Consider the following 19405-nt stretch of genomic DNA (forward strand, 5'->3'; position numbering starts at 1 on the left):
CCCTCCTCCTCGGCGAGAAGGTGTGCACGCGCTCCGGCGGCGAGCGCCGGTCCCGGCGGGTGCGCTGCGTACGGGGGCGCTGCCGCCCGGGGCGCGTGCGGCCGCGCCGGGACGTCAGAAGCTCCGGGACTGGCCGCCGTCCACCACCCAGCACGCACCGTTCACCCAGCTCGCGCGCGGCGAGGCGAGGAACGCGACCACCGCCGCGACCTCCTCGGGCGTGCCGAAGCGTCCGCCCGGGAGCTCGCGCCGGACGAAGTCGGCGATGCCCTCCGGGTCCGCCTGCCGGCGCCGCTCCCAGCCGCCGCCCGGGAACGCGATGGACCCCGGCGCGACCGAGTTCACGCGGATGCCGTCGGCGGCGAGCTCGCGCCCGAGCGCCTTCGCCAGGCTCTGCTCGGCCGCCTTGGCGACGTTGTACGACGGGCCGCCGCCGGCCTCGCGCCCCCAGATCGACGTGATCATCACGATCGACCCGCCGCCGCGGCGCCGCAGCGCCGGGATGGCCCGCAGGCTGGCGCGGAGGGCGGGGAACAGGTTGCGGTCGAGCACCGCGCGGAAGTCGGCCTCGTCGGCGTCCGCGACGCTGCGCGCGCCCGAGCCGCCCACGTTGTTCACGAGCACGTCCACGCCGCCCAGCGCCGAGACGGCCTCGCCCACCAGCCGGTCCACGCCCTCCGCGGTGACGAGGTCGGCGGCGACCGTCAGGTGCGGGCCGGGCCCGGCCTGGTCGAGCGCCGCGCGGACCTCCGCGAGCGCCTCCGCGCCGCGCGCGCCGACCGCCACCCGCGCGCCCTCCCGCGCCAGCGCCACCGCGATGGCGCGGCCGATGCCGCGGCTGCCACCGGTGACGACCGCGACCTTGCCGTCGAGCCCGAGGTCCATGCGCGGATCCTAGCGCCGGCGCCGCCGGCGCGCGGCCGCCCGCTCCACCAGCGCGAGCTTCTCGGTCCGGCGCAGCCGCTTCAGCGCCGCCTCGCGCCGCAGCGCCGCGCCGCGGTCGGCGGCGCGCTCGCGCCAGACCAGCTCCACCGGGAGCCGCGAGCGCGTGTAGCGGGCGCCGCGCCCGGCGGCGTGGCGGGCCACCCGCGCGGCGAGGTCGTTCGTGGCGCCGGCGTACAGCGAGCCGTCCCCGCAGCGCAGGAGGTACACCCACCAGCGCGCCGCCCCCGCGGCGGGGCCGCGACCGGGCGCCGCCGCGGGCACTACCGGCCGCGCTGCGAGGCGCGCCGCGTCTGCTGGGCGACGAAGGGGTTGGAGGGACGGCCGACGGTCCGGGGCTGCGGGGCCGCGGGGGCGCCCTCCGGCCCGTGCGCGTGCTCGGGGTGCTGCTCGGGCGGCGCGGTCCGCTGGACCGGCTTCCCGCCCTTCTTCCGCTTCTTGCTGACCGGCATCTCGTTCCACCTCTCCGCTCGCGAGGAACGGCGAGCGCGACCAGAACCTAGCGCGAACCCGGGCGGACGCCCAGTGAGCCGCGCCACGAGAAAGCCCCGGCCCTGGGCGTGCCAGGACCGGGGCTCGGGGAGCGCGCGATACAGGATTCGAACCTGTGGCCTTCGGCTCCGGAGGCCGACGCTCTATCCAGCTGAGCTAATCGCGCTCGAGGGGCGGTATCTAGTGCAGGCCACCCCGAAAGGCAAGAAGGTTCGCGGGACTTCGGCGCTCCGGCCGGTCCGGCGCGGCCGGCGCCGGGCGGGCTCCGTTCACCGTCCGCGAATCCGGTGGGTCGCGGCGACACCACCGTGGAAACCCCCTGCGCGCCCGCGCGCCTGCGCGCCAGCGCGCAGGTAGGGGTTGAGGCATTCGGTCGCACATGCTAGGCACCCAAACGTGCCCCAGATAAACACGCTCGAGCAGCTGCTCAAGGCCACCGCCCTCGTCGCCGCGGCCATCGCGGTCCTCATCCTCGCCTGGTACCTGGTCCGGCGCCCGCCGCTCAACCGGACGACCAAGGTCCTGCTCCTGTTCGGTCTCGGCGTCATGCCGATCGGCGTCGCGCTCACCGGCAACATCGCCGGGTTCGAGTACACGCTGAAGCGTCCGTTCTGCGGCTCCTGCCACGTGATGCTGCCCTACACGGAGGACGCGGCGGACCCGGCCTCCACCAGCCTCGCCGCGATCCACAGCCGCAACCACGCGTTCGGCGAGGAGAGCTGCTACACGTGCCACGCCGACTACCAGATGTTCGGCGCGATGACGACGAAGCTGAACGGCCTCAAGCACCTGTACTTCTACGTCACGGAGTACGCGAACACCGGGCCGTACGGCGAGGGCGGGCCGAAGATCCACATGTACAAGGCGTTCCAGAACGGCATGTGCACCCGCTGCCACTCCACCACCGCGCCGCGGTGGCTCGCGAACGAGGAGCACTCCGGCATGATCGAGGAGATCCGCTCGGGCGACGCGAAGTGCGTGGACTGCCACGGCGGCGAGAAGGTCCACCCGCGCGCGTTCGCGCACGGCGGCAATGGCCGCGGCCCCGCGGCCTCCACCGGGAAGGGGGAGTAGCGATGATCTCCAAGTTCACCATCCGCCGGCTGGTGCTGGTCTCGGCCGTCCTGTCGCTCGTGTCGCTCGCCCTGATGATCGCGGGCATCGTGTTCCCGAACCCGTTCCTGCTCGTCGCGGCGATGAGCCTCGGCCAGCTCTTCGGCACCACCTCGCTCGCGCTCTACCTGCTCGCCATCGCGCTCGACCTGCAGGGCGTGGGCGAGCACGAGGAGCTGGGCGGCCGCCTCGGCGGCGGCCAGCAGTAGCGCAGGGCGGGGCGCGCGGCGCCCCCTGGAACGCCGAAGGCCCCGGCGCCCTTCGCGGGCGGCCGGGGCCTTCTCACGTCCGGTCCGGGGACCGGCGGGCCGCTAGCCCGGGTTGATGCAGCTGCAGCTGGTGGTGCCGTCGCAGAGGTCGAACGAGCCGGCCTTCGCGCAGGTCCCGGTGCAGCAGGTCTGCGTCGGCGAGCACGACGCGCCGATGTCGGCGCAGCTCTGCGGCGGCGTGCAGAAGCAGCCGGTGGCGGTGGTGCACGGCACCCCGTTGTTCAGGCAGGTGGTGTTCTCGCCCGGGCAGCAGGGGTTGGTCGGCGAGCAGGACGGCAGCGGCTGGCCCTGGACGTAGTGGCCGCAGGTGGCCGCCGGGACCTCGCAGGTGCACGAGGTGTCGCCCGGCGCGCAGTCCACCTGGCCGGTCGTGCCCTGCGTCTTGCACGCGAGGCCGGTGCAGCAGGCGGCGCCGCCGGCGGTGCAGGCCTGGCCCACGTCCACGCAGGTCTGGGCCGACTGGCAGGTGCCGTTCGTCCCGCAGGTCAGGCCCGAGCAGCAGGTCGTACCGGCGCCGCAGGCCTGGCCCTGGTCGGCGCAGGAGCTCTGGTCGGTGACGCAGGTGCCGTGCGTCGCGCCGGCCGGGACCGCGCAGGACAGGCCCGAGCAGCAGTCGGCGGAGACGGTGCACGCCTCGCTCTGGCGCTGGCAGACCGGCTGGCAGGCGTGCGTGTCGGGGTCGCAGAAGCCGGAGCAGCACGCCGAGTCGGTGCTGCAGGTGGTGCCCACCGCGCCGCAGGCGGCCGGGGCGCACTTGCCGGAGGTGCAGGTCCCGCTGCAGCAGTCGGCGTTGCTCGTGCAGGTGCCGGTGGTCGGGATGCACGAGCCGCCGCAGCGGAGCACGCCCTGCGCGTCGGGCACGCACGGCGCGAGCCCGCAGCACTGGTCGCGGAACTGGCAGACGTCGCCCTGCGGGATGCAGCACTTCGGATCGTTGCCGTCGTAGCCGGTCGGGCAGGTCCCGCCGGTCTCGCCGGGGGGCGCGCCGTAGCAGCGCATGATGTTGTTCGAGTCCGGCTTGCAGGCCGGCTTGCCGCTGCCGTTCCAGGTGCTCGGCATGCAGCAGTTCTGCGACGCGTTCACGTCGGTCGAGGCGCCGCAGATGTTGCCCGGCGGGTTGCAGCCGCCGCCGTTGTCGCAGGTGTGCTCGGCGCCGTCGCAGAGGATCGCCTTCGACGGATCCACCTGGTCGTTGATGTTGCAGCAGGCGTCGGTCGAGTCGCAGAAGTCGCCGGTCATGCGGCAGCCGCCGGCGGGCTGGCAGACCTTGGCGCCGCTGCCCGGGTCCACGCACAGGCGCGAGCAGCAGTTGGACGGCCCGGCGCAGGGGTTGCCGCCCTGGACGCAGCCGCCCGGCGGATCCACGCAGCGGCCCGGGGTGCCGGCGCTGGTGTCGCAGAGGCCGGAGCAGCAGTCGGTGCCCTGGTAGCAGAGGTCGCCGTAGGCGCTGCACGAGTACGCCGGGACGCAGGCGCCGCCCTGGCAGTTGGTGGAGCAGCAGTCGTACGGCTGCGAGCAGGCCTCACCCAGCGTGCGGCAGGACGCGCCGGTGCCGCCGCTCGGCACGGCCACGCAGGAGCCGGACTGGGTGGCGTTGCAGGTGCCGGTGCCGGAGCAGCACTCCGACTCGTTCGAGCACGCGCTCCCGATCTGCTTGCACGTTTCGTTGCGGCAGAGCCCGCCCACGCAGCTCAGCGAGCAGCAGTCGGCGGCCGCGTTGCAGGCCTCGCCGGCGGGCGCGCAGAACTCGCTCGTCCCGCACACGGCCTGGCCGCCGCCGGCCGGCGGGGCGCAGGTCGGCGAGCAGCACTCCGCGGCCGAGCTGCAGGCGGTCCCGTCGGCCTTGCAGGTGGTGGAGCCCTGGGTGCAGGTGCCGCCCTCGCAGAAGCCGGTGCAGCACGGCTTCCCGGCGCCGCAGCTCCCGCCGTCGGGCGCGCAGAGCGTCTCCTGGATGCAGGTGGCGCTGCCGGTCGCGCCGAAGCAGGTCAGGCCGGTGCAGCAGTCGGCCTGCGTGGTGCACGCGCCGTTCTGCGGCCTGCAGGCGGGCGGCGGCGGGTCGACGGGACCCGAGGATCCGCCACCGCCTCCGCTGGAGCACGCCGCGAGCGCGGCGAGCAGGGAGGCGGTGAGCGCGAGCCGAAGGCGGGCGGGGCGGCTGGGCATGGTCGGTTGGCTCCTCGTGTCCCCGACGAGCGGGACAGCGAGCAGTTACCCCAAAACGCCTTGCGTCTACCAGGGGTTTGCTGTGCGCGCCGGTGCGCTCTGTGCGTGCCGGCGTACCGTCCGGCAGGGGGCGCGCATCCTTGACCCTCCCTGCCCCGGGCTGCTACGTATGGCAGTGATTTTGCGGGGGTGCGTACGCACTCCCCAGGGGGGCGCGCTTCCATGGCAATCCGGGCGATCGCGGTCGAGGACGACGAGGCGGTGTCGAAGCTCATCGCCCAGGTCTTGACCGCGCACGGATTCGAGGTCTGCGGGACCGCAGCGACGGGCGAGGACGGGGTGGCGCTGGCCCGTCGCGAGCGGCCGGACGTGGCGCTCGTGGATCTCGGGCTGCCGAAGATGAGCGGCGAGGACGTCATCGCCACCATCCGGCAGGAGCTGCCCAAAACCGCGTGCATCGCGCTCACCGCGGTGGACATCCCTGCCCGCGTGCTGAACGCGATGCGGGCCGGCGCGTCGGGCTACATCCTGAAGCCGTTCCACGCCGCCGATCTCACCAAGGCGGTGGAGGACGTGCTCTCCGGCGAGGCCGCGCCCATCAGCCCGCGCGCGGCCAAGGTGCTGCTGCAGGAGTTCCGCGGCGATCCGCCGGACCAGCGCGCGAAGGACGGCCCGGCGCTCTCGAAGCGCGAGCTCGAGGTGCTGCAGCTGCTCGTGCACGGTCACACCTACGCGGACGTGGCGACGGCGCTCGGCATCGCCGAGGGCACCGTCCAGACGTACGTGAAGCGCATCTACGAGAAGATGGACGTCTCGACGAAGGCCGAGGCCGCGCTGCTCGCGGTCGCGCGCGGGCTCGTGAAGCCGTAGGCGCCGGCGCCGCCTCGCGGGGTCGCGAGGGGCCGCCTCGAGCGCCCGGGTCCCTCCCGGGTTCGAGGAGGCTTACATCCCTGGGGAGTCCGGCGCGCGCGGGCGACGGCCCGGCGCGCCTTGACTTCGCGGGATCGACCCCTATAATGAGGCCCTTTTTCGCCTCGGAAAGCCGTATAAATGCGCGTCAATATTGACGAAATCAAGGAGGCAGGCCTCCGCCGGAGCTGGGACGTCGCCCGCGAGCAGGTGGACGACATCCTCCAGGGCGACAAGGCCGGCTACCGCGCGCGCGGCCCGCTTCACGTCGAGGCGAAGCTGGAGAAGATCGACCGCCGGGTGCGGGTGGACGGGCACGGCAAGGCGGAGCTGACGGTGCCGTGCGGCCGGTGCCTCCAGCCGGTGTCGCTGGACCAGCCGGTGGATTTCGAGTTGACGCTCGTCCCCTCGGACGAGTACGTGGACGAGCCCCGAGGCGAGAAGGACTCGAGCACCGGCCCGACCGGCGGCAGCTTCGAGGCCGAGCGGGCGGACGAGGAGGTCTACACGGGCAAGGTCGTCGACCTCGACCCGATCCTCCGCGAGCAGCTGGTCCTGGCGCTGCCGGGCTACCCGGTGTGCAAGGACGACTGCAAGGGACTCTGCCCCGTGTGCGGGGCCAACCTGAACGATCGCGAGTGCGGCTGCGATCGCCACGTTCCGGACCCGCGCTGGGCGGGCCTCAAGAACGTGAAGCTGTAGTGAGCGCGCCGCGGCTGCGGCGCGCGGAAGGAGCACGACGTGGGCGTTCCCAAGAAGCGGACGAGCAGCATGCGGCGCGATCGGCGCCGCGCCGCGAACTTCAAGCTGAAGCCGGTCAACGTGGTGAAGTGCCCGAAGTGCAAGGAGCCGGTGCTCCCGCACCGCGCGTGCCCGTCCTGCGGGACGTACAAGGGCGAGCAGATCACCGAGGCGTCATAGGCGCGATGGTCGGGAAGATCGCGCCCATCGCCGTCGATGCGATGGGGGGCGACCACGCCCCCGCCGCGATCGTACAAGGTGCCGTTAACGCAGCGCGTAAGGGGCTGCCGGTCATCCTGGTCGGCCCCGAGGCGCGCGTGCGGGAGGAGCTCGCGCGCCACCGCGCCGGGAGCTCCCTGCCGCTCGAGGTGCACCCTGCGACGGAGGTGGTCGAGATGCACGACCACCCCGGCCAGGCGATGCGGCGGAAGCGGGACAACTCCATCCGCGTCTGCTTCGACCTGGTCGCGTCGGGCCGGGCGGCGGGGATGGTGTCCGCGGGCAACTCCGGCGCGGTGATGGCGGGCGCCATCCTGGTCCTCGGCCGTCCCGAGGGCGTGGAGCGGCCCGCGATCGTCTCGGTCCTCCCCGCGCTCAAGGGCTCGCCGCTCATGCTCGACATGGGCGCGGTGGTGGACTGCCGGCCCATCCACCTGGTGCAGTTCGCGCTGATGGGCGAGGTCTACTCGCGGCGCGTGCACGGGGTGGCCCGGCCGCGCGTGGCCATCCTCTCCAACGGGGAGGAGGACACGAAGGGCACCGACCTCACCCGCGCCGCCGCCGCGGCGCTGCGGCGCGCGCCCATCGACTTCGTGGGCTACTGCGAGGGGCGCGACCTGCTCACCGGCGAGGTCGACGTCATCGTGACCGACGGCTTCACCGGCAACGTGGCCCTGAAGACGATGGAGGGCACGGCCAAGGTGGTCGGCGAGTACCTCAAGCGCGCGCTGCGCAGCACCACCGTCTCGAAGATCGGCGGGCTGCTCTCCAAGGCCGCGCTGGAGGGGATGAAGAAGCGCATCGACTGGCGCGAGGTGGGGGGCGCGCCGCTGGTGGGCGTGAACGGGGTCGGGTTCATCTCGCACGGGCGCTCCGACGCGCTCGCCGTCGAGAACGCGATCCGCCGCGCGGGCGACGCCGCGCGCGCCCACTTCATCGACGAGATCGCGCGGGCCGTCGCGCCGTCGCACGCGCTGCTGGAGGTCCCCGCCAACGGCGCGGCCGCCCAGCAGGGCCCCACGCCGCGGCGCACCGCGCCGCCCCAACCCTGACCAGGAGATCCATGCGCTCCCTCATCGCCGGCACCGGGTCGTACGCGCCCGAGAAGGTCGTCACCAACGCCGATCTGGAGAAGCTGGTGGACACCAGCGACCAGTGGATCGTCGAGCGCACCGGCATCCGCGAGCGGCACGTCGTCGCCGACGACCAGGCCACCAGCGACCTCGCGCTCGAGGCCTCGCGCCGCGCGCTCGACGCGGCCGGCGTGGACCCGAAGGACGTCGAGATGATCGTGGTGGGCACGGTCACCCCGGACTACCCGTTCCCCAGCGTGGGCGCGGTGCTGCAGGGGAAGCTCGGGAACAAGAAGGCGTTCGCCTTCGACGTCTCCGCCGCCTGCGCCGGCTCGCTCTACGCGCTCTCGGTCGCCGATCGCTTCGTGGCGTCCGGCGCGGTGAAGAACGCGCTGGTGGTGGGCGCCGACGCGCTCACCCGGATCACCGACTGGACCGACCGGAACACCTGCATCCTGTTCGGCGACGGCGCCGGCGCGATGGTGCTGAAGCCGACCGACGACGCGCGGCGCGGCATCGTCAGCACCCGCCTGCACACCGACGGCTCGCTCGTGCCCATCCTGCTGCAGCCGGGTGGCGGCTCGCGCGACCCGATCTCCGAGAAGGTGGTCCGGGAGAAGTCGCACTACGTGAAGATGAACGGCCGCGAGGTCTTCAAGGTGGCCGTCCGCTCGCTCGAGGAGAGCTGCCGCGAGGTGCTCGCCGACGAGAAGCTCACCCCCGGCGACGTGACCTGGGTGATCGCGCACCAGGCCAACAAGCGCATCCTGGACGCGACCCTGAGCCGGCTGGAGATCCCCGAGTCGAAGTGCTGGATGAACCTCGAGAAGTACGGCAACACCTCGGCGGCGAGCGTCCCGATGACGCTCGACGAGGCGAACCGGGCCGGCTGGCTGAAGCCCGGCGACACCGTCCTGATGATGGCGATCGGCGGCGGCATGGCCTGGGGCGCCAGCGTGGTGCGCTGGTAGGCGCGAGGACGGGACATGGGCAAGCTCGCGTTCGTCTTCCCGGGGCAGGGCTCGCAGTCGGTGGGCATGGGCAAGGACCTGCACGACGCCTTCCCCGAGGCGCGTGAGATCTTCGAGCAGGTGGACGAGGCGCTGGGCGAGAAGCTCTCGGCCCTGTGCTTCGGCGGCCCCGAGGACCAGCTCAAGCTGACCGCCAACACGCAGCCCTCGATCCTGACCGTCTCGTCCGCCGCGGCCGCGGTGCTCGCGAACCAGGGGATCGTGCCGGACTACGTGGCCGGCCACTCGCTGGGCGAGTACTCGGCGCTGGTGGCGGTGGGCGCGTGCGGCGCCGCCGAGGCGGCGCGGGCGGTGCGGGCGCGCGGCACGTTCATGCAGGAGGCGGTGCCGGCCGGGCAGGGCGCCATGAGCGCGGTGCTCGGGCTCGACCCGGCCCGGGTCCGCGAGATCTGCGCCGCGGTGGCGGCCGAGGGCGGCCAGGTGGTCTCGCCGGCGAACTACAACGAGCCGGCCCAGACGGTGATCGCCGGCGCGGCCGCCGCGGTGGAGCGGGCCGGCGCGAAGCTGAAGGAGGCCGGCGCGAAGCGCGTGCTGCCGCTGCCGGTGTCCGCCCCCTTCCACTCGGCGCTGATGGAGCCGGTGAAGGCGCGGCTCGAGCCGGTGCTGCGCGCCATCGCGTGGAACGCGCCGCTGCGGCCGGTGGTGACGAACGTCGAGGCGAAGCCGAACCAGGACGCCGCGCGGGTGGTCCCGCTGCTCGTCGAGCAGGTGACCGCGCCGGTGCGCTGGATCGAGTGCGTCGAGGAGCTGGTCCGGCTGGGCGTGACCCGGGTGGTCGAGGTCGGCCCGGGCAAGGTGCTCTCCGGGCTGGTGCGCCGCATCGACAGGTCGGTCGAGGCGTTCAACGTCGAGGACCGCGCGTCGCTGGAGAAGACGCTCGCGGCGCTGAAGGGCTAGGGAACCGAGATGACCTTCGACTTCACCGGGAAGACCGCGCTCGTCACCGGCGCGTCGCGCGGCATCGGCCGCGCCGTGGCGGTGGCGCTCGCGCGCGGCGGGGCCAGCGTGGCGCTGAACTACGCCGGCAACGACGCGGCCGCGGCCGAGGCCATCGCCCTGGTGCGCCAGGCGGGCGCGCCGCGCGCCGAGCTGTACAAGTTCGACGTGGCCGACCCCGCGGCCTGCACCGCCGCGGTGGAGCAGGTGGTGGCCACCTTCGGCGGGCTGCACGTCCTCGTGAACAACGCCGGGATCGCCATCGACCAGCTCGTCATGCGGCTGAAGGACGAGGACTGGAACCGGCAGCTCCAGGTGAACCTCACCGGCGCGTTCAACCTGATCCGCGCCGTCACCCGGCCCATGATGAAGCAGCGCGCCGGCGCCATCGTGAACCTCACCTCGGTGGTGGGCGAGATGGGCAACGCCGGCCAGGCCGCCTACGCCGCCACCAAGGCCGGGCTGGAGGGGCTCACCAAGTCGGTGGCCCGCGAGCTCGCGTCGCGCAACGTGCGCGTGAACGCGGTGGCGCCCGGCTTCATCGACACGGACATGACCGCGGTGCTCCCCGAGGCCGCGAAGACGAAGATGAAGGACATGATCCCGCTCGCGCGGCTCGGCAGCGCGGAGGACGTGGCGAACGCGGTGGCGTTCCTCGCGAGCGACCTGGCATCGTACGTGACCGGCGAGACCCTGCGGGTCAACGGCGGCATGTACATGTAGCTGCAGGCTCCCTGCGGCGGCACCAACCCCGAGCACAACGGAGGAAGCACCATGTCGGCAACGATCGAGCAGAAGGTGAAGAACATCATCGCGGACCAGCTGGGCGTGGGAGAGGACGAGATCAAGCCCGCCGCCAGCTTCATCGAGGACCTCGGCGCCGACTCGCTCGACATCGTCGAGCTGGTCATGGCCATGGAGGAGGAGTTCGAGGTCGAGATCCCCGACGAGGAGGCCGAGAACATCAAGACGGTGCAGGACGCGGTGAACTACATCACCACGCACAAGAAGTAGCCGCGGCTCCGGAGTCGGTACCGCGCGCGGGGGCGGGGCCGGGGGGCCTCGCCGCCGCCGCACGCGCTTTTTCCGAGGAGAGGTGAACCTGATGAGCAGGCGCCGTGTCGTCGTCACTGGACTGGGGCTCGTCTCGCCCGTGGGCATCGGGGTGGAGGAGTCCTGGAGCGCGCTCGTGGCCGGCAAGAGCGGCGTCGGGCCCATCACCCTCTTCGACGCCTCGACCTACCCGACCCGCATCGCGGGCGAGGTGAAGGGCTTCGATCCCACCCGGTTCATGGACCGGAAGGAGGCCCGGCGCAACGACCGGTTCATCCAGTTCGCGCTGGCCGCGGCCGACATGGCCATGAAGGACTCGGGCCTCGACATGTCGAAGGAGGACCCGGTGCGCGTCGGCGCCATCGTCGGCGCCGGCATCGGGGGCCTCGGCACCATCGAGGACGAGCACAAGACGCTGCTGGAGAAGGGCGTCCGCAAGATCGGCCCGTTCTTCATCCCGTCGCTCATCATCAACCTGGCCCCGGGCCAGATCAGCATGAAGTACGGGATGCAGGGCCCCAACTTCTCGCCGGTGTCGGCCTGCGCCACCGGCAACCACTCCATCGGCGACGCCATGCTCTACATCGAGCGCGGCCTCGCCGACGTCATCATCGCGGGCGGCTGCGAGGCCACCATCACGCCGCTCGGCATCGGCGGCTTCTGCGCGGCCCGCGCGCTCTCGGAGCGCAACGACGCGCCGGAGAAGGCGAGCCGCCCGTTCGACAAGGGGCGCGACGGCTTCGTGGCCGGCGAGGGCGCCGGCCTCCTGGTGCTCGAGGAGTACGAGCACGCCCGCAAGCGCGGCGCGCGGATCTACGCGGAGCTGGCCGGCTACGGCGCCAGCGCCGACGCGTACCACATCACCGCGCCGGCCGAGGGCGGCGAGGGCGGCGCGCGCGCGGTCCGCATGGCGCTGCAGGACGCGGGCGTCGCGCCCGAGCAGGTCGGCTACGTGAACACGCACGGCACCTCGACGCCGGTCGGCGACGTGGCCGAGTGCCAGGGCATCAAGCGCGTCTTCGGGGAGCACGCGAAGCAGGGGCTGATGGTCTCCTCCACCAAGTCCATGACCGGCCACCTGCTCGGCGGCGCGGGCGGGCTCGAGGCGGTGGTGACGGTCCTCGCCATCTCGCGCGGCGTGCTGCCGCCGACCATCAACGTCGACGAGCAGGACCCGGAGTGCGATCTCGACGTGATCCCGAACACGGCGCGCGAGGTGCGCGTGGACGTGGCGGTCTCGAACTCCTTCGGGTTCGGCGGCACGAACGCCGTGGTGCTGTTCAAGCGCGTGTAGCGGCCCGCCGGCCGCGACGCCCCGAGGCGCCGCCCCGCCGCGCGGGGTCGGCGCCTCTCGCGTTCCGGGGAGCCGCCGGGCGGGCGCCGGCGCCTCGCCCGGACGGGCGAGGCGGCCCCGGGCGGCCGGCGCGGCGGGACCGGGTGCGCGGCGGCGCGTCCTGTGGAACAATGCGCCCCCTTCGCTAGAGGAGGCGGTGATGGCCGAACGGGTGATCGCGGGCTCCGACCACGCAGGGCTGAACCTGCGGGCCGAGGCGGTGAAGGTGGCGCGGGCGGCCGGGTTCGAGGTCGAGGACCTGGGGCCGTTCTCGAGCGAGAGCGTGGACTACCCGGACTACGCCCGGCAGGTGGCCGAGGCGGTGGCGGCCGGGCGCGCGCGCCTGGGCATCCTGGTGTGCGGGACCGGCATCGGCATGTCCATCTCCGCCAACAAGGTCCACGGCGTCCGGGCCGCCCACTGCGTCACCGAGTTCGACGCGCGGATGGCCCGCGCGCACAACGACGCGAACGTGCTCTGCATCGGCGAGCGGGTGCTCGGGCTCGGCGTGGCCGCGGCCGTCGTGAAGGCGTTCCTGGAGACGCCGTTCGAGGGCGGGCGGCACCAGCGGCGCGTGGACAAGATCGGCGCGCTGGAGCGCTGAACCGCCCCGTTGCCTGACCCGGCGGGGCGCGATAGAACCGCCCTCCCGCCACGCTCCCGAGGAGAGAACGAAGATGATGCCCACGCAGCGCCTCGCCGAGGCCGATCCGCAGATCGCGAAGCTCATCCGCGAGGAGACGCGGCGCCAGGCGGAGGGGCTCGAGCTCATCGCCAGCGAGAACTTCGTCTCGCTGGCGGTGCTCGAGGCCCTCGGCTCGACCCTCACCAACAAGTACGCCGAGGGCTACCCGGGCAAGCGCTACTACGGCGGCTGCGAGGTGGTGGACCAGGTCGAGCAGCTCGCCATCGACCGGGCCAAGCAGCTGTTCGGCGCCGATCACGCGAACGTGCAGCCGCACGCCGGCTCGCAGGCCAACATGGCCGCGTACTTCGCGCTGGCGAAGCCGGGCGACACGGTGCTCGCCATGAGCCTGAACTTCGGCGGGCACCTCACCCACGGCTCGCCGGTGAACTTCTCCGGCAAGCTCTTCAAGATCGTCCCGTACGGCCTGCGCCAGTCCGACGAGACCATCGACATGGACGAGGTGGCGCGCCTCGCCCGCGAGCACCGGCCGCGCATCCTGATGGTCGGCGCGAGCGCGTACTCGCGCACGCTGCACTTCGACCGCTTCGCCGAGATCGCGAACGAGGTGGGCGCGGCCATGGTGGTGGACATGGCGCACATCGCCGGCCTGGTCGCGGCCGGGCTGCACCCGTCGCCGGTGCCGCACTCGGAGATCGTCACCACCACCACGCACAAGACGCTGCGCGGGCCGCGCGGGGGCATGATCCTCTGCCGCGAGGCCCACGCGAAGACGCTCAACTCCCAGATCTTCCCCGGCATCCAGGGCGGCCCGCTCGAGCACGTCATCGCCGCGAAGGCGGTCGCGTTCGGCGAGGCGCTCCGCCCCGAGTTCAAGGAGTACCAGCGGCGCATCGTGGAGAACGCCCAGGTGCTGGCCGAGGGGCTGAAGTCGGCGGGCCTGCGGCTCGTCTCCGGCGGCACCGACAACCACCTGATGCTGGTGGACCTGCGCCCGAAGAAGCTCACCGGCAAGGTGGCCGAGGAGGCGCTCGGCAAGGCCGGCATCACCGTGAACAAGAACATGATCCCGTGGGATCCGGAGAAGCCCATGACGACCTCCGGGATCCGGGTCGGCACGCCGGCGCTCTCCACCCGCGGCATGGGCCCGCGGGAGATGACGCTGGTGGCCGCGCTCATCGGGCGCGTGCTCGACGCGCCGGCCGACGAGCAGGTGCTGGCGCGGGTGCGCGGCGAGGTGAAGGACCTCTGCGCGCACTTCCCGATGTACGCAGATCGCGTCTGACGGCCGCGCCGCGGGGCGGGGCCGGCCGGGGCCCCGCGCCGGGCGGCGGACCGGGGTGAGTGGACCATGCGCTGTCCCTACTGCGGACACCTCGAGGACCGGGTGGTGGACTCGCGCGAGACGCAGGACGGCCAGGCCACGCGCCGGCGCCGGGCCTGCCTGTCCTGCGAGCGCCGGTTCACGACCTACGAGCGCATCGAGGACGTGCTCCCGCAGGTGGTGAAGAAGGACGGCCGCCGCGAGGCGTTCGACCGCGCCAAGATCGTCGAGGGCGTCGCCACCGCCTGCCAGAAGCGGCCGGTCTCCGCCGAGCAGGTGGAGGCGCTCGTCTCCGCGGTGGAGCGGCAGGTGCAGGAGCTGGGCGAGCGGGAGATCCGCACCACCGTCATCGGCGAGGCGGTGATGCAGCGGCTCCGCACGCTCGACGAGGTGGCCTACGTGCGCTTCGCCTCGGTGTACCGGGCCTTCCGCGACGTGGGCGAGTTCATGACCGAGCTGGCGGGCCTGGCGCGGAAGGACGGGGGGAGGAGCGGTGACCGCGCGCGCGGCGCCGACCGGGCGGCGGGCGGGCGCCCGTGCGCCCGTCGCCAGCGCGGAGGCGGAGCGCTTCATGCGCCTGGCGCTGCGCGAGGCGTCGCGCGGGGTGGGGCGCACCAGCCCGAACCCGGCGGTGGGCGCGGTGGTGGTCCGCGACGGGCGGGTGGTCGGGCGCGGCCACCACGCGCGCGCCGGCGGGCCGCACGCCGAGGTGGTGGCGCTCCGCGCCGCCGGCGCGCTGGCGCGCGGCGCGGACGTGTACACCACGCTCGAGCCCTGCGACCACTTCGGCAAGACGCCGCCCTGCTCGGTGGCGCTGCTCGAGGCCGGCGTGCGCCGCGTGTTCGTGGGCTCGAGCGACCCGAACCCGCTCGTGAACGGGCGCGGGATGGCCCGGCTGCGCCGGAACGGCGTGGCGGTGGTGAAGGGCGTGCTGCGCGAGGACTGCGACCGCCTCAACGCGCCCTGGTTCACGTTCATCACCGAGGGCCGGCCGTTCGTGACGCTGAAGGCGGCGGTGACGCTCGACGGCCGCATCGCCACCCGCACCGGCGACGCGCGCTGGGTGAGCGGGGAGGCGGCGCGCGCCTGGGTGCACCGGCTCCGCGACCGGGTGGACGCGGTGCTGGTCGGCGCCGGGACGGCCCGCGCCGACGACCCCCGGCTCACCACGCGCCTGCCGCGCGGCGGCCGCGACCCGATCCGCGTGGTGCTGGACAGCGACCTCTCCCTGCCGCGGACGCTGGCGCTGTTCCGCGGCGGCTCCCCGGCGCCCACGCTCGTGGCGCACGCGGCTCCCCCGCCGGCGCGGCCGTACGGGCCGGGCGTGGAGCTGCTGCGCTGCCGCCGCGGGAAGGGCGGCGTGGACCTCCGCGACCTGCTCGCGAAGCTCGCGGCCCGCGGCGTCGCGCACCTGCTGGTGGAGGGCGGCGCGCACGTCCACGCGCGCTTTCTCGAGGCGGGGCTGGTGGACCGGGTGGCCGTCTTCGTCGCCCCCAAGATCGCGGGCGGCGACGGCGTGCCGCTCGTGGCGGGCCGCGGGCCGGCGCGGATGGCCGACGCGCTGCGGCTGGAGCAGGTGGCGTTCGAGCGGGTGGGCGACGACGTGCTCGTGACGGGCGTCCCGGCGCGCCGCACCGCGTTGGCGAAAAACCCGCAACGAGGCTAGGATTCGCGCGAAATGTTCACCGGACTCGTCGCCGACGTCGGCGTGGTGGAGCGGATCGTCCCCCGGCAGGGAGGCGCTCGCCTGACGCTCCGCCCTGCGCGGCTGCCGGTGGACGAGCTGGTGCTGGGCGAGAGCATCGCCTGCTCCGGCGCGTGCCTCACGGTGGTCGAGCGCGGCGGCGGCCTGGTGTCGTTCGACGCGGTCCCCGAGACCCTCTCGCGGACCACCGTCGGCGGCTGGCGGCCGGGCACGAAGGTCAACCTGGAGCGCGCGCTCGCCGTGGGCGAGCGGCTCGGGGGCCACCTGGTGCAGGGCCACGTGGACGCGGTGGGCGAGGTGCTCCGCCGGGTCCCGGAGGGGCAGGGCGCGCGCCTCACCGTCTCGCTGCCGGCCGCCATCGCGCCGCTCGTGGCGGAGAAGGGCTCCATCGCGGTGGACGGGGTGTCGCTCACCGTGGCGGCGGCCGCCCGGGACCGGTTCGAGCTCGCGCTCATCCCGGAGACCCTGGCCCGCACCACGCTGGGCCAGGCCGCGGCGGGCACGAAGGTGAACCTCGAGGCCGACGTGCTGGCGCGCCACGTGGCGCGCCTGCGGGCGTTCGAGGGCGTCGGCGCGGGAGACCTGGCGCGCTGGGGATACGCAGCAGAGGAGAAGCCGTGACGGAGCACGCGCAGCACGCCGTCGACCGGGTGGAGAAGGCCATCGCCTACCTCCGCGCCGGCAAGATGGTGATCCTGACCGACGACGAGGACCGCGAGAACGAGGGCGACCTGTGCCTCGCCGCGGAGAAGGTCACCCCGGCGGCGGTGAACTTCATGGCCCGCTACGGGCGCGGCCTGGTCTGCCTGTCCCTCACCGAGGAGAAGGTGCGGCAGCTGCGCCTCCCGCTCATGGTGGACGAGACGGCGAACACCTCCGGCTTCGGCACCGCGTTCACCGTGTCGATCGAGGCGCGCCAGGGCGTCAGCACCGGCATCAGCGCCAAGGACCGCGCCCACACCATCCTCACCGCGGTCGCCGACGGCTGCCGCCCCGAGGACCTGGCGCGGCCGGGCCACGTGTTCCCGCTGCGCGCCCGGAAGGGCGGCGTGCTGGTGCGCGCCGGCCAGACCGAGGGCTCGGTGGACCTCGCCCGCCTCGCCGGCCTGAAGCCGGCCGGCGTCATCTGCGAGGTGATGAACGACGACGGCACCATGGCGCGCATGCCCGAGCTGGAGAAGCTCTCCCGGGCGCACGACCTGCCCATCGTCTCGGTCGCCGATCTCATCTCGTACCGGATGATGAAGGACACGCTGGTGCGGCGCGCGGCCGAGGCGCCGCTGCCCACCGAGCACGGCGAGTACCGCGCGGTCGCCTACGAGAACGACGTGGACCGGCACCAGCACGTGGCGCTGGTGAAGGGCAAGTGGCGGTCCAACGAGGCGGTGCTGGTCCGGGTCCACTCGAAGTGCCTCACCGGCGACGTCTTCGGCAGCGAGCGGTGCGACTGCGGCCCGCAGCTCCACGCCGCGCTGGACCAGATCGACCGGGCCGGCAAGGGCGTGCTGCTCTACCTCGACCAGGAGGGCAGGGGCATCGGCCTGGCGAACAAGCTGAAGGCGTACAACCTGCAGGACGAGGGGTACGACACCGCCGAGGCGAACGTGCGCCTCGGCTTCAAGCCGGACCTGCGGGACTACGGCATCGGCGCCCAGATCCTCCGCGACCTGGGCGTGCGCAAGATGCGGCTGCTCACCAACAACCCGAAGAAGATCATCGGCCTCGAGGGCTACGGCCTCGAGGTGGTGGAGCGGGTGCCGATCGAGATGCCGGCGACGCGCCGGAACCGCGCGTACCTCATCACCAAGCGGGACAAGATGGGCCACCTGCTCACGCTGGCGCCGGTCGCGGCGGCGGTGGCGCGCGCGCCGGCGGCCCCGGCGCGGGCCGCCAAGCGGCGGCGCCCGGCCCCCGCGTCCAGGAAGGGAAAGGGAAGGCGATGAACGTCTACGAAGGCTCGCTGGTCGGCACCGGCCTCAAGGCCGCGCTGGTGGTGGCGCGCTTCAACTCGCTCGTCACCGAGCAGCTCCTGGTGGGCGCGGCCGACGCGCTCCGGCGGCACGGCGTCGCCGACGGCGACATCGACGTGTTCCGCTGCCCGGGCACGTTCGAGCTGCCCGCGATCCTGCGCCGGGTGGTGGCCACCGGCCGCTACGACGCGGTGGTCGCGCTCGGCGCGGTGATCCGGGGCGGCACGCCGCACTTCGAGTACGTGTCGGCGGAGGTGACGAAGGGCGTCGCCCACGTCGCCATGGAGGCCGGCTGCGCGGTCGCCATGGGCGTGCTCACCTGCGACAGCATGGAGCAGGCCCTGGAGCGCGCCGGCGTGAAGGCGGGCAACAAGGGCGCCGAGGCCGCGGCCGCGGCCGTGGAGCAGGCCAACGTGCTGCGCGCGATCGCGCGCGCCCCCGCGCGGAAGGCGGAGTGACGGTGACGTCCCGGCGGACCAGGGCCCGCGAGCGCGCGCTGCAGGCGCTCTACCAGATCGACGTGGCGGCCGAGGGCATCGACGACGCGCTCTCCCGCTTCTGGAAGAGCTTCGAGCCGGTCGAGCGCGAGGTGATGGACCTGGCCGAGGGGCTGGTGCGCGGCGTGGCCCAGCACCGGCGCGCGGTGGACGAGGCCATCGAGGCGGTCTCCACCAACTGGCGGCTCGACCGGATGGCCAAGGTGGACCGGAACGTGCTGCGGCTGGCGGTGTTCGAGCTGCTGCGCACCGACGTGCCGGTCAAGGTGGTCATCAACGAGGCCATCGAGCTGGGGAAGAAGTACGGGTCCGAGAGCTCGGGCGCGTTCGTGAACGGCGTCCTCGACAAGGTGGCGAGCGGCCTCCCGCCCGCGCGCCGCGGCGAGCGGTGAGGGGCGAGGCGTGACGCTCAAGATCGAGGTGGCGGAGCTGGGGCTGCAGGCCATCGACGCGCTCGACGTGGACGCGCTGTGCGTCTTCGTCGGGCCGGAGCGGCCGCTCCAGGGGCTGGCCGGCTTCGTGGACTGGCGGATGTGCGGCGCGGTCTCGCGCGTGATCCGCGGCGGGCTGTTCGAGGCCGCGCCCGAGGAGGCGCTGCTCGTCCCGTCCGGCGGCCGCATCCGCCCGGCGCGCGTCTTCTGCTTCGGCCTGCCCGCCGTGCCGCTCGCGCCCGACGCGTTCCTGGGCGCCGCGCGCCGCGCCTGCACCGCCATGGCCCGCGCCGGGAGCGAGGCGTTCGCCTCGTCGTTCCCGCCGTTCGCCGGCGAGCCGGGGCTGGCGGCGCGGCTGTGGCTCGAGGCCAGCACGCTCCGGCCGGTGCGCCGGCAGGTGCTGCTGGGCGAGCCGCGCGCGCTGCAGCGCGACCTGACCGCCGCCCGCAACGCCATGGGGCTCGACGTGGAGGTGGTGGCGCCCCCCTCCCGCGTGGAGATGCCGTCCCGGGGCCGCGCCTTGCCGCACGTCGGCGGCGTGGTACGCTGACCCGGCCG

The 19405-nt window shown here is 73.7% G+C and carries 23 protein-coding genes, 1 tRNA gene and 1 pseudogene; 20 read left to right on the forward strand and 5 right to left on the reverse strand.

Annotated elements, in window-relative coordinates; all coding sequences use genetic code 11:
* Positions 1-114: 114 nt before the first annotated feature.
* The 4 genes from ACOQFB_RS06800 to ACOQFB_RS06815 all read right to left on the reverse strand — a co-directional run bounded on the left by ACOQFB_RS06800 (position 115) and on the right by ACOQFB_RS06815 (position 1600).
* Positions 115-885: an SDR family NAD(P)-dependent oxidoreductase gene (locus tag ACOQFB_RS06800; RefSeq protein ID WP_059438516.1), complete on the reverse strand. Its 771-nt coding sequence runs from the start codon at positions 883-885 to the stop codon at positions 115-117.
* 9 nt (positions 886-894) lie between these two features.
* Complete coding sequence (locus ACOQFB_RS06805) at positions 895-1206, reverse strand: GIY-YIG nuclease family protein (RefSeq protein ID WP_421610628.1); 312 nt, start codon at positions 1204-1206, stop codon at positions 895-897.
* The gene (locus ACOQFB_RS06810; RefSeq protein ID WP_059438518.1) at positions 1206-1394 is read right to left on the reverse strand and encodes a hypothetical protein; all 189 of its coding nucleotides are present in this window, start codon (positions 1392-1394) and stop codon (positions 1206-1208) included. Before ACOQFB_RS06810 ends, ACOQFB_RS06805 begins: the two co-directional genes overlap by 1 nt.
* Positions 1395-1526: 132 nt before the next feature.
* A tRNA-Arg gene (locus ACOQFB_RS06815) sits at positions 1527-1600 on the reverse strand.
* A 230-nt stretch (positions 1601-1830) separates the two neighbouring features.
* On the opposite strand from ACOQFB_RS06815, the gene ACOQFB_RS06820 reads away from it, so the two are divergent.
* Positions 1831-2508: a NapC/NirT family cytochrome c gene (locus ACOQFB_RS06820; RefSeq protein ID WP_059438519.1), complete on the forward strand. Its 678-nt coding sequence runs from the start codon at positions 1831-1833 to the stop codon at positions 2506-2508.
* A gap of 2 nt (positions 2509-2510) precedes the next feature.
* Positions 2511-2756, forward strand: a complete 246-nt coding sequence (locus tag ACOQFB_RS06825) for a hypothetical protein (RefSeq protein ID WP_059438520.1) — start codon at positions 2511-2513, stop codon at positions 2754-2756.
* A 102-nt stretch (positions 2757-2858) separates the two neighbouring features.
* On the opposite strand, the gene ACOQFB_RS06830 is transcribed toward ACOQFB_RS06825, so the two are convergent.
* Entirely contained in the window at positions 2859-4979 is a 2121-nt protein-coding gene (locus ACOQFB_RS06830) for a hypothetical protein (protein ID WP_059438521.1), read from the reverse strand.
* Positions 4980-5201: 222 nt separating this feature from the next.
* Here ACOQFB_RS06830 and ACOQFB_RS06835 point away from each other — a divergent pair, with 222 nt between their 5' ends.
* From ACOQFB_RS06835 to ACOQFB_RS06920, 18 genes and pseudogenes are all read left to right on the forward strand, one after another.
* Complete coding sequence (locus ACOQFB_RS06835; RefSeq protein ID WP_011421806.1) at positions 5202-5849, forward strand: response regulator; 648 nt, start codon at positions 5202-5204, stop codon at positions 5847-5849.
* 180 nt (positions 5850-6029) lie between these two features.
* Positions 6030-6590 (forward strand): YceD family protein, encoded by a 561-nt coding sequence (locus tag ACOQFB_RS06840; protein ID WP_059438522.1) that lies wholly within the window; start codon positions 6030-6032, stop codon positions 6588-6590.
* A 39-nt stretch (positions 6591-6629) separates the two neighbouring features.
* Positions 6630-6809 carry a 50S ribosomal protein L32 gene (gene rpmF / locus ACOQFB_RS06845; RefSeq protein WP_011421804.1) on the forward strand — a complete coding sequence of 60 codons (180 nt, stop codon included), beginning with the start codon at positions 6630-6632 and terminating at the stop codon, positions 6807-6809.
* A 5-nt stretch (positions 6810-6814) separates the two neighbouring features.
* Positions 6815-7900: a phosphate acyltransferase PlsX gene (plsX, locus tag ACOQFB_RS06850; RefSeq protein WP_421610629.1), complete on the forward strand. Its 1086-nt coding sequence runs from the start codon at positions 6815-6817 to the stop codon at positions 7898-7900.
* 11 nt (positions 7901-7911) lie between these two features.
* Positions 7912-8892 (forward strand): beta-ketoacyl-ACP synthase III, encoded by a 981-nt coding sequence (locus ACOQFB_RS06855; RefSeq protein ID WP_059438524.1) that lies wholly within the window; start codon positions 7912-7914, stop codon positions 8890-8892.
* A gap of 15 nt (positions 8893-8907) precedes the next feature.
* On the forward strand, positions 8908-9849 hold the full coding sequence (gene fabD, locus ACOQFB_RS06860; protein WP_059438525.1) for an ACP S-malonyltransferase: 942 nt from the start codon (positions 8908-8910) through the stop codon (positions 9847-9849).
* Positions 9850-9858: 9 nt separating this feature from the next.
* The gene (fabG, locus tag ACOQFB_RS06865) at positions 9859-10611 is read left to right on the forward strand and encodes a 3-oxoacyl-[acyl-carrier-protein] reductase (RefSeq protein ID WP_059438526.1); all 753 of its coding nucleotides are present in this window, start codon (positions 9859-9861) and stop codon (positions 10609-10611) included.
* 51 nt (positions 10612-10662) lie between these two features.
* Entirely contained in the window at positions 10663-10902 is a 240-nt protein-coding gene (gene acpP, locus ACOQFB_RS06870; RefSeq protein ID WP_011421799.1) for an acyl carrier protein, read from the forward strand.
* 91 nt (positions 10903-10993) lie between these two features.
* Positions 10994-12235, forward strand: a complete 1242-nt coding sequence (gene fabF / locus ACOQFB_RS06875; protein ID WP_421610630.1) for a beta-ketoacyl-ACP synthase II — start codon at positions 10994-10996, stop codon at positions 12233-12235.
* A gap of 199 nt (positions 12236-12434) precedes the next feature.
* Positions 12435-12878, forward strand: a complete 444-nt coding sequence (gene rpiB / locus ACOQFB_RS06880; RefSeq protein ID WP_012526840.1) for a ribose 5-phosphate isomerase B — start codon at positions 12435-12437, stop codon at positions 12876-12878.
* 73 nt (positions 12879-12951) lie between these two features.
* Complete coding sequence (gene glyA, locus ACOQFB_RS06885; protein WP_421610631.1) at positions 12952-14205, forward strand: serine hydroxymethyltransferase; 1254 nt, start codon at positions 12952-12954, stop codon at positions 14203-14205.
* Between the two features lie 66 nt (positions 14206-14271).
* Positions 14272-14727 (forward strand): annotated as a pseudogene (gene nrdR, locus ACOQFB_RS06890) (transcriptional regulator NrdR); the annotation flags it as partial.
* Between the two features lie 10 nt (positions 14728-14737).
* Positions 14738-15910: a bifunctional diaminohydroxyphosphoribosylaminopyrimidine deaminase/5-amino-6-(5-phosphoribosylamino)uracil reductase RibD gene (gene ribD, locus ACOQFB_RS06895; protein WP_421610632.1), complete on the forward strand. Its 1173-nt coding sequence runs from the start codon at positions 14738-14740 to the stop codon at positions 15908-15910.
* Between the two features lie 12 nt (positions 15911-15922).
* The gene (locus ACOQFB_RS06900) at positions 15923-16570 is read left to right on the forward strand and encodes a riboflavin synthase (RefSeq protein WP_421610633.1); all 648 of its coding nucleotides are present in this window, start codon (positions 15923-15925) and stop codon (positions 16568-16570) included.
* Complete coding sequence (locus ACOQFB_RS06905; protein WP_059439213.1) at positions 16567-17892, forward strand: bifunctional 3,4-dihydroxy-2-butanone-4-phosphate synthase/GTP cyclohydrolase II; 1326 nt, start codon at positions 16567-16569, stop codon at positions 17890-17892. Before ACOQFB_RS06900 ends, ACOQFB_RS06905 begins: the two co-directional genes overlap by 4 nt.
* Entirely contained in the window at positions 17889-18377 is a 489-nt protein-coding gene (gene ribH, locus ACOQFB_RS06910) for a 6,7-dimethyl-8-ribityllumazine synthase (RefSeq protein WP_059439214.1), read from the forward strand. Before ACOQFB_RS06905 ends, ribH begins: the two co-directional genes overlap by 4 nt.
* A gap of 2 nt (positions 18378-18379) precedes the next feature.
* Complete coding sequence (gene nusB / locus ACOQFB_RS06915; RefSeq protein WP_011421790.1) at positions 18380-18808, forward strand: transcription antitermination factor NusB; 429 nt, start codon at positions 18380-18382, stop codon at positions 18806-18808.
* A gap of 10 nt (positions 18809-18818) precedes the next feature.
* Entirely contained in the window at positions 18819-19397 is a 579-nt protein-coding gene (locus ACOQFB_RS06920) for a peptidase M17 (RefSeq protein WP_059439215.1), read from the forward strand.
* Positions 19398-19405 lie beyond the last annotated feature (8 nt).

This window comes from Anaeromyxobacter sp. Red801, from assembly GCF_049201065.2.
In the GTDB taxonomy this organism is placed as follows: Bacteria; Myxococcota; Myxococcia; order Myxococcales; family Anaeromyxobacteraceae; genus Anaeromyxobacter.

Bases quoted from the DNA above. Each gene is read 5' to 3' on its own strand.
- ACOQFB_RS06800 (WP_059438516.1), bottom strand. From the start codon at position 885: ATGGACCTCGGGCTCGACGGCAAGGTCGCGGTCGTCACCGGTGGCAGC.
- ACOQFB_RS06810 (WP_059438518.1), bottom strand. From the start codon at position 1,394: ATGCCGGTCAGCAAGAAGCGGAAGAAGGGCGGGAAGCCGGTCCAGCGG.
- ACOQFB_RS06825 (WP_059438520.1), top strand. From the start codon at position 2,511: ATGATCTCCAAGTTCACCATCCGCCGGCTGGTGCTGGTCTCGGCCGTC.
- ACOQFB_RS06830 (WP_059438521.1), bottom strand. From the start codon at position 4,979: ATGCCCAGCCGCCCCGCCCGCCTTCGGCTCGCGCTCACCGCCTCCCTG.
- ACOQFB_RS06835 (WP_011421806.1), top strand. From the start codon at position 5,202: ATGGCAATCCGGGCGATCGCGGTCGAGGACGACGAGGCGGTGTCGAAG.
- ACOQFB_RS06840 (WP_059438522.1), top strand. From the start codon at position 6,030: ATGCGCGTCAATATTGACGAAATCAAGGAGGCAGGCCTCCGCCGGAGC.
- plsX (WP_421610629.1), top strand. From the start codon at position 6,815: ATGGTCGGGAAGATCGCGCCCATCGCCGTCGATGCGATGGGGGGCGAC.
- ACOQFB_RS06855 (WP_059438524.1), top strand. From the start codon at position 7,912: ATGCGCTCCCTCATCGCCGGCACCGGGTCGTACGCGCCCGAGAAGGTC.
- fabD (WP_059438525.1), top strand. From the start codon at position 8,908: ATGGGCAAGCTCGCGTTCGTCTTCCCGGGGCAGGGCTCGCAGTCGGTG.
- fabG (WP_059438526.1), top strand. From the start codon at position 9,859: ATGACCTTCGACTTCACCGGGAAGACCGCGCTCGTCACCGGCGCGTCG.
- acpP (WP_011421799.1), top strand. From the start codon at position 10,663: ATGTCGGCAACGATCGAGCAGAAGGTGAAGAACATCATCGCGGACCAG.
- fabF (WP_421610630.1), top strand. From the start codon at position 10,994: ATGAGCAGGCGCCGTGTCGTCGTCACTGGACTGGGGCTCGTCTCGCCC.
- rpiB (WP_012526840.1), top strand. From the start codon at position 12,435: ATGGCCGAACGGGTGATCGCGGGCTCCGACCACGCAGGGCTGAACCTG.
- glyA (WP_421610631.1), top strand. From the start codon at position 12,952: ATGATGCCCACGCAGCGCCTCGCCGAGGCCGATCCGCAGATCGCGAAG.
- ACOQFB_RS06900 (WP_421610633.1), top strand. From the start codon at position 15,923: ATGTTCACCGGACTCGTCGCCGACGTCGGCGTGGTGGAGCGGATCGTC.
- ribH (WP_059439214.1), top strand. From the start codon at position 17,889: ATGAACGTCTACGAAGGCTCGCTGGTCGGCACCGGCCTCAAGGCCGCG.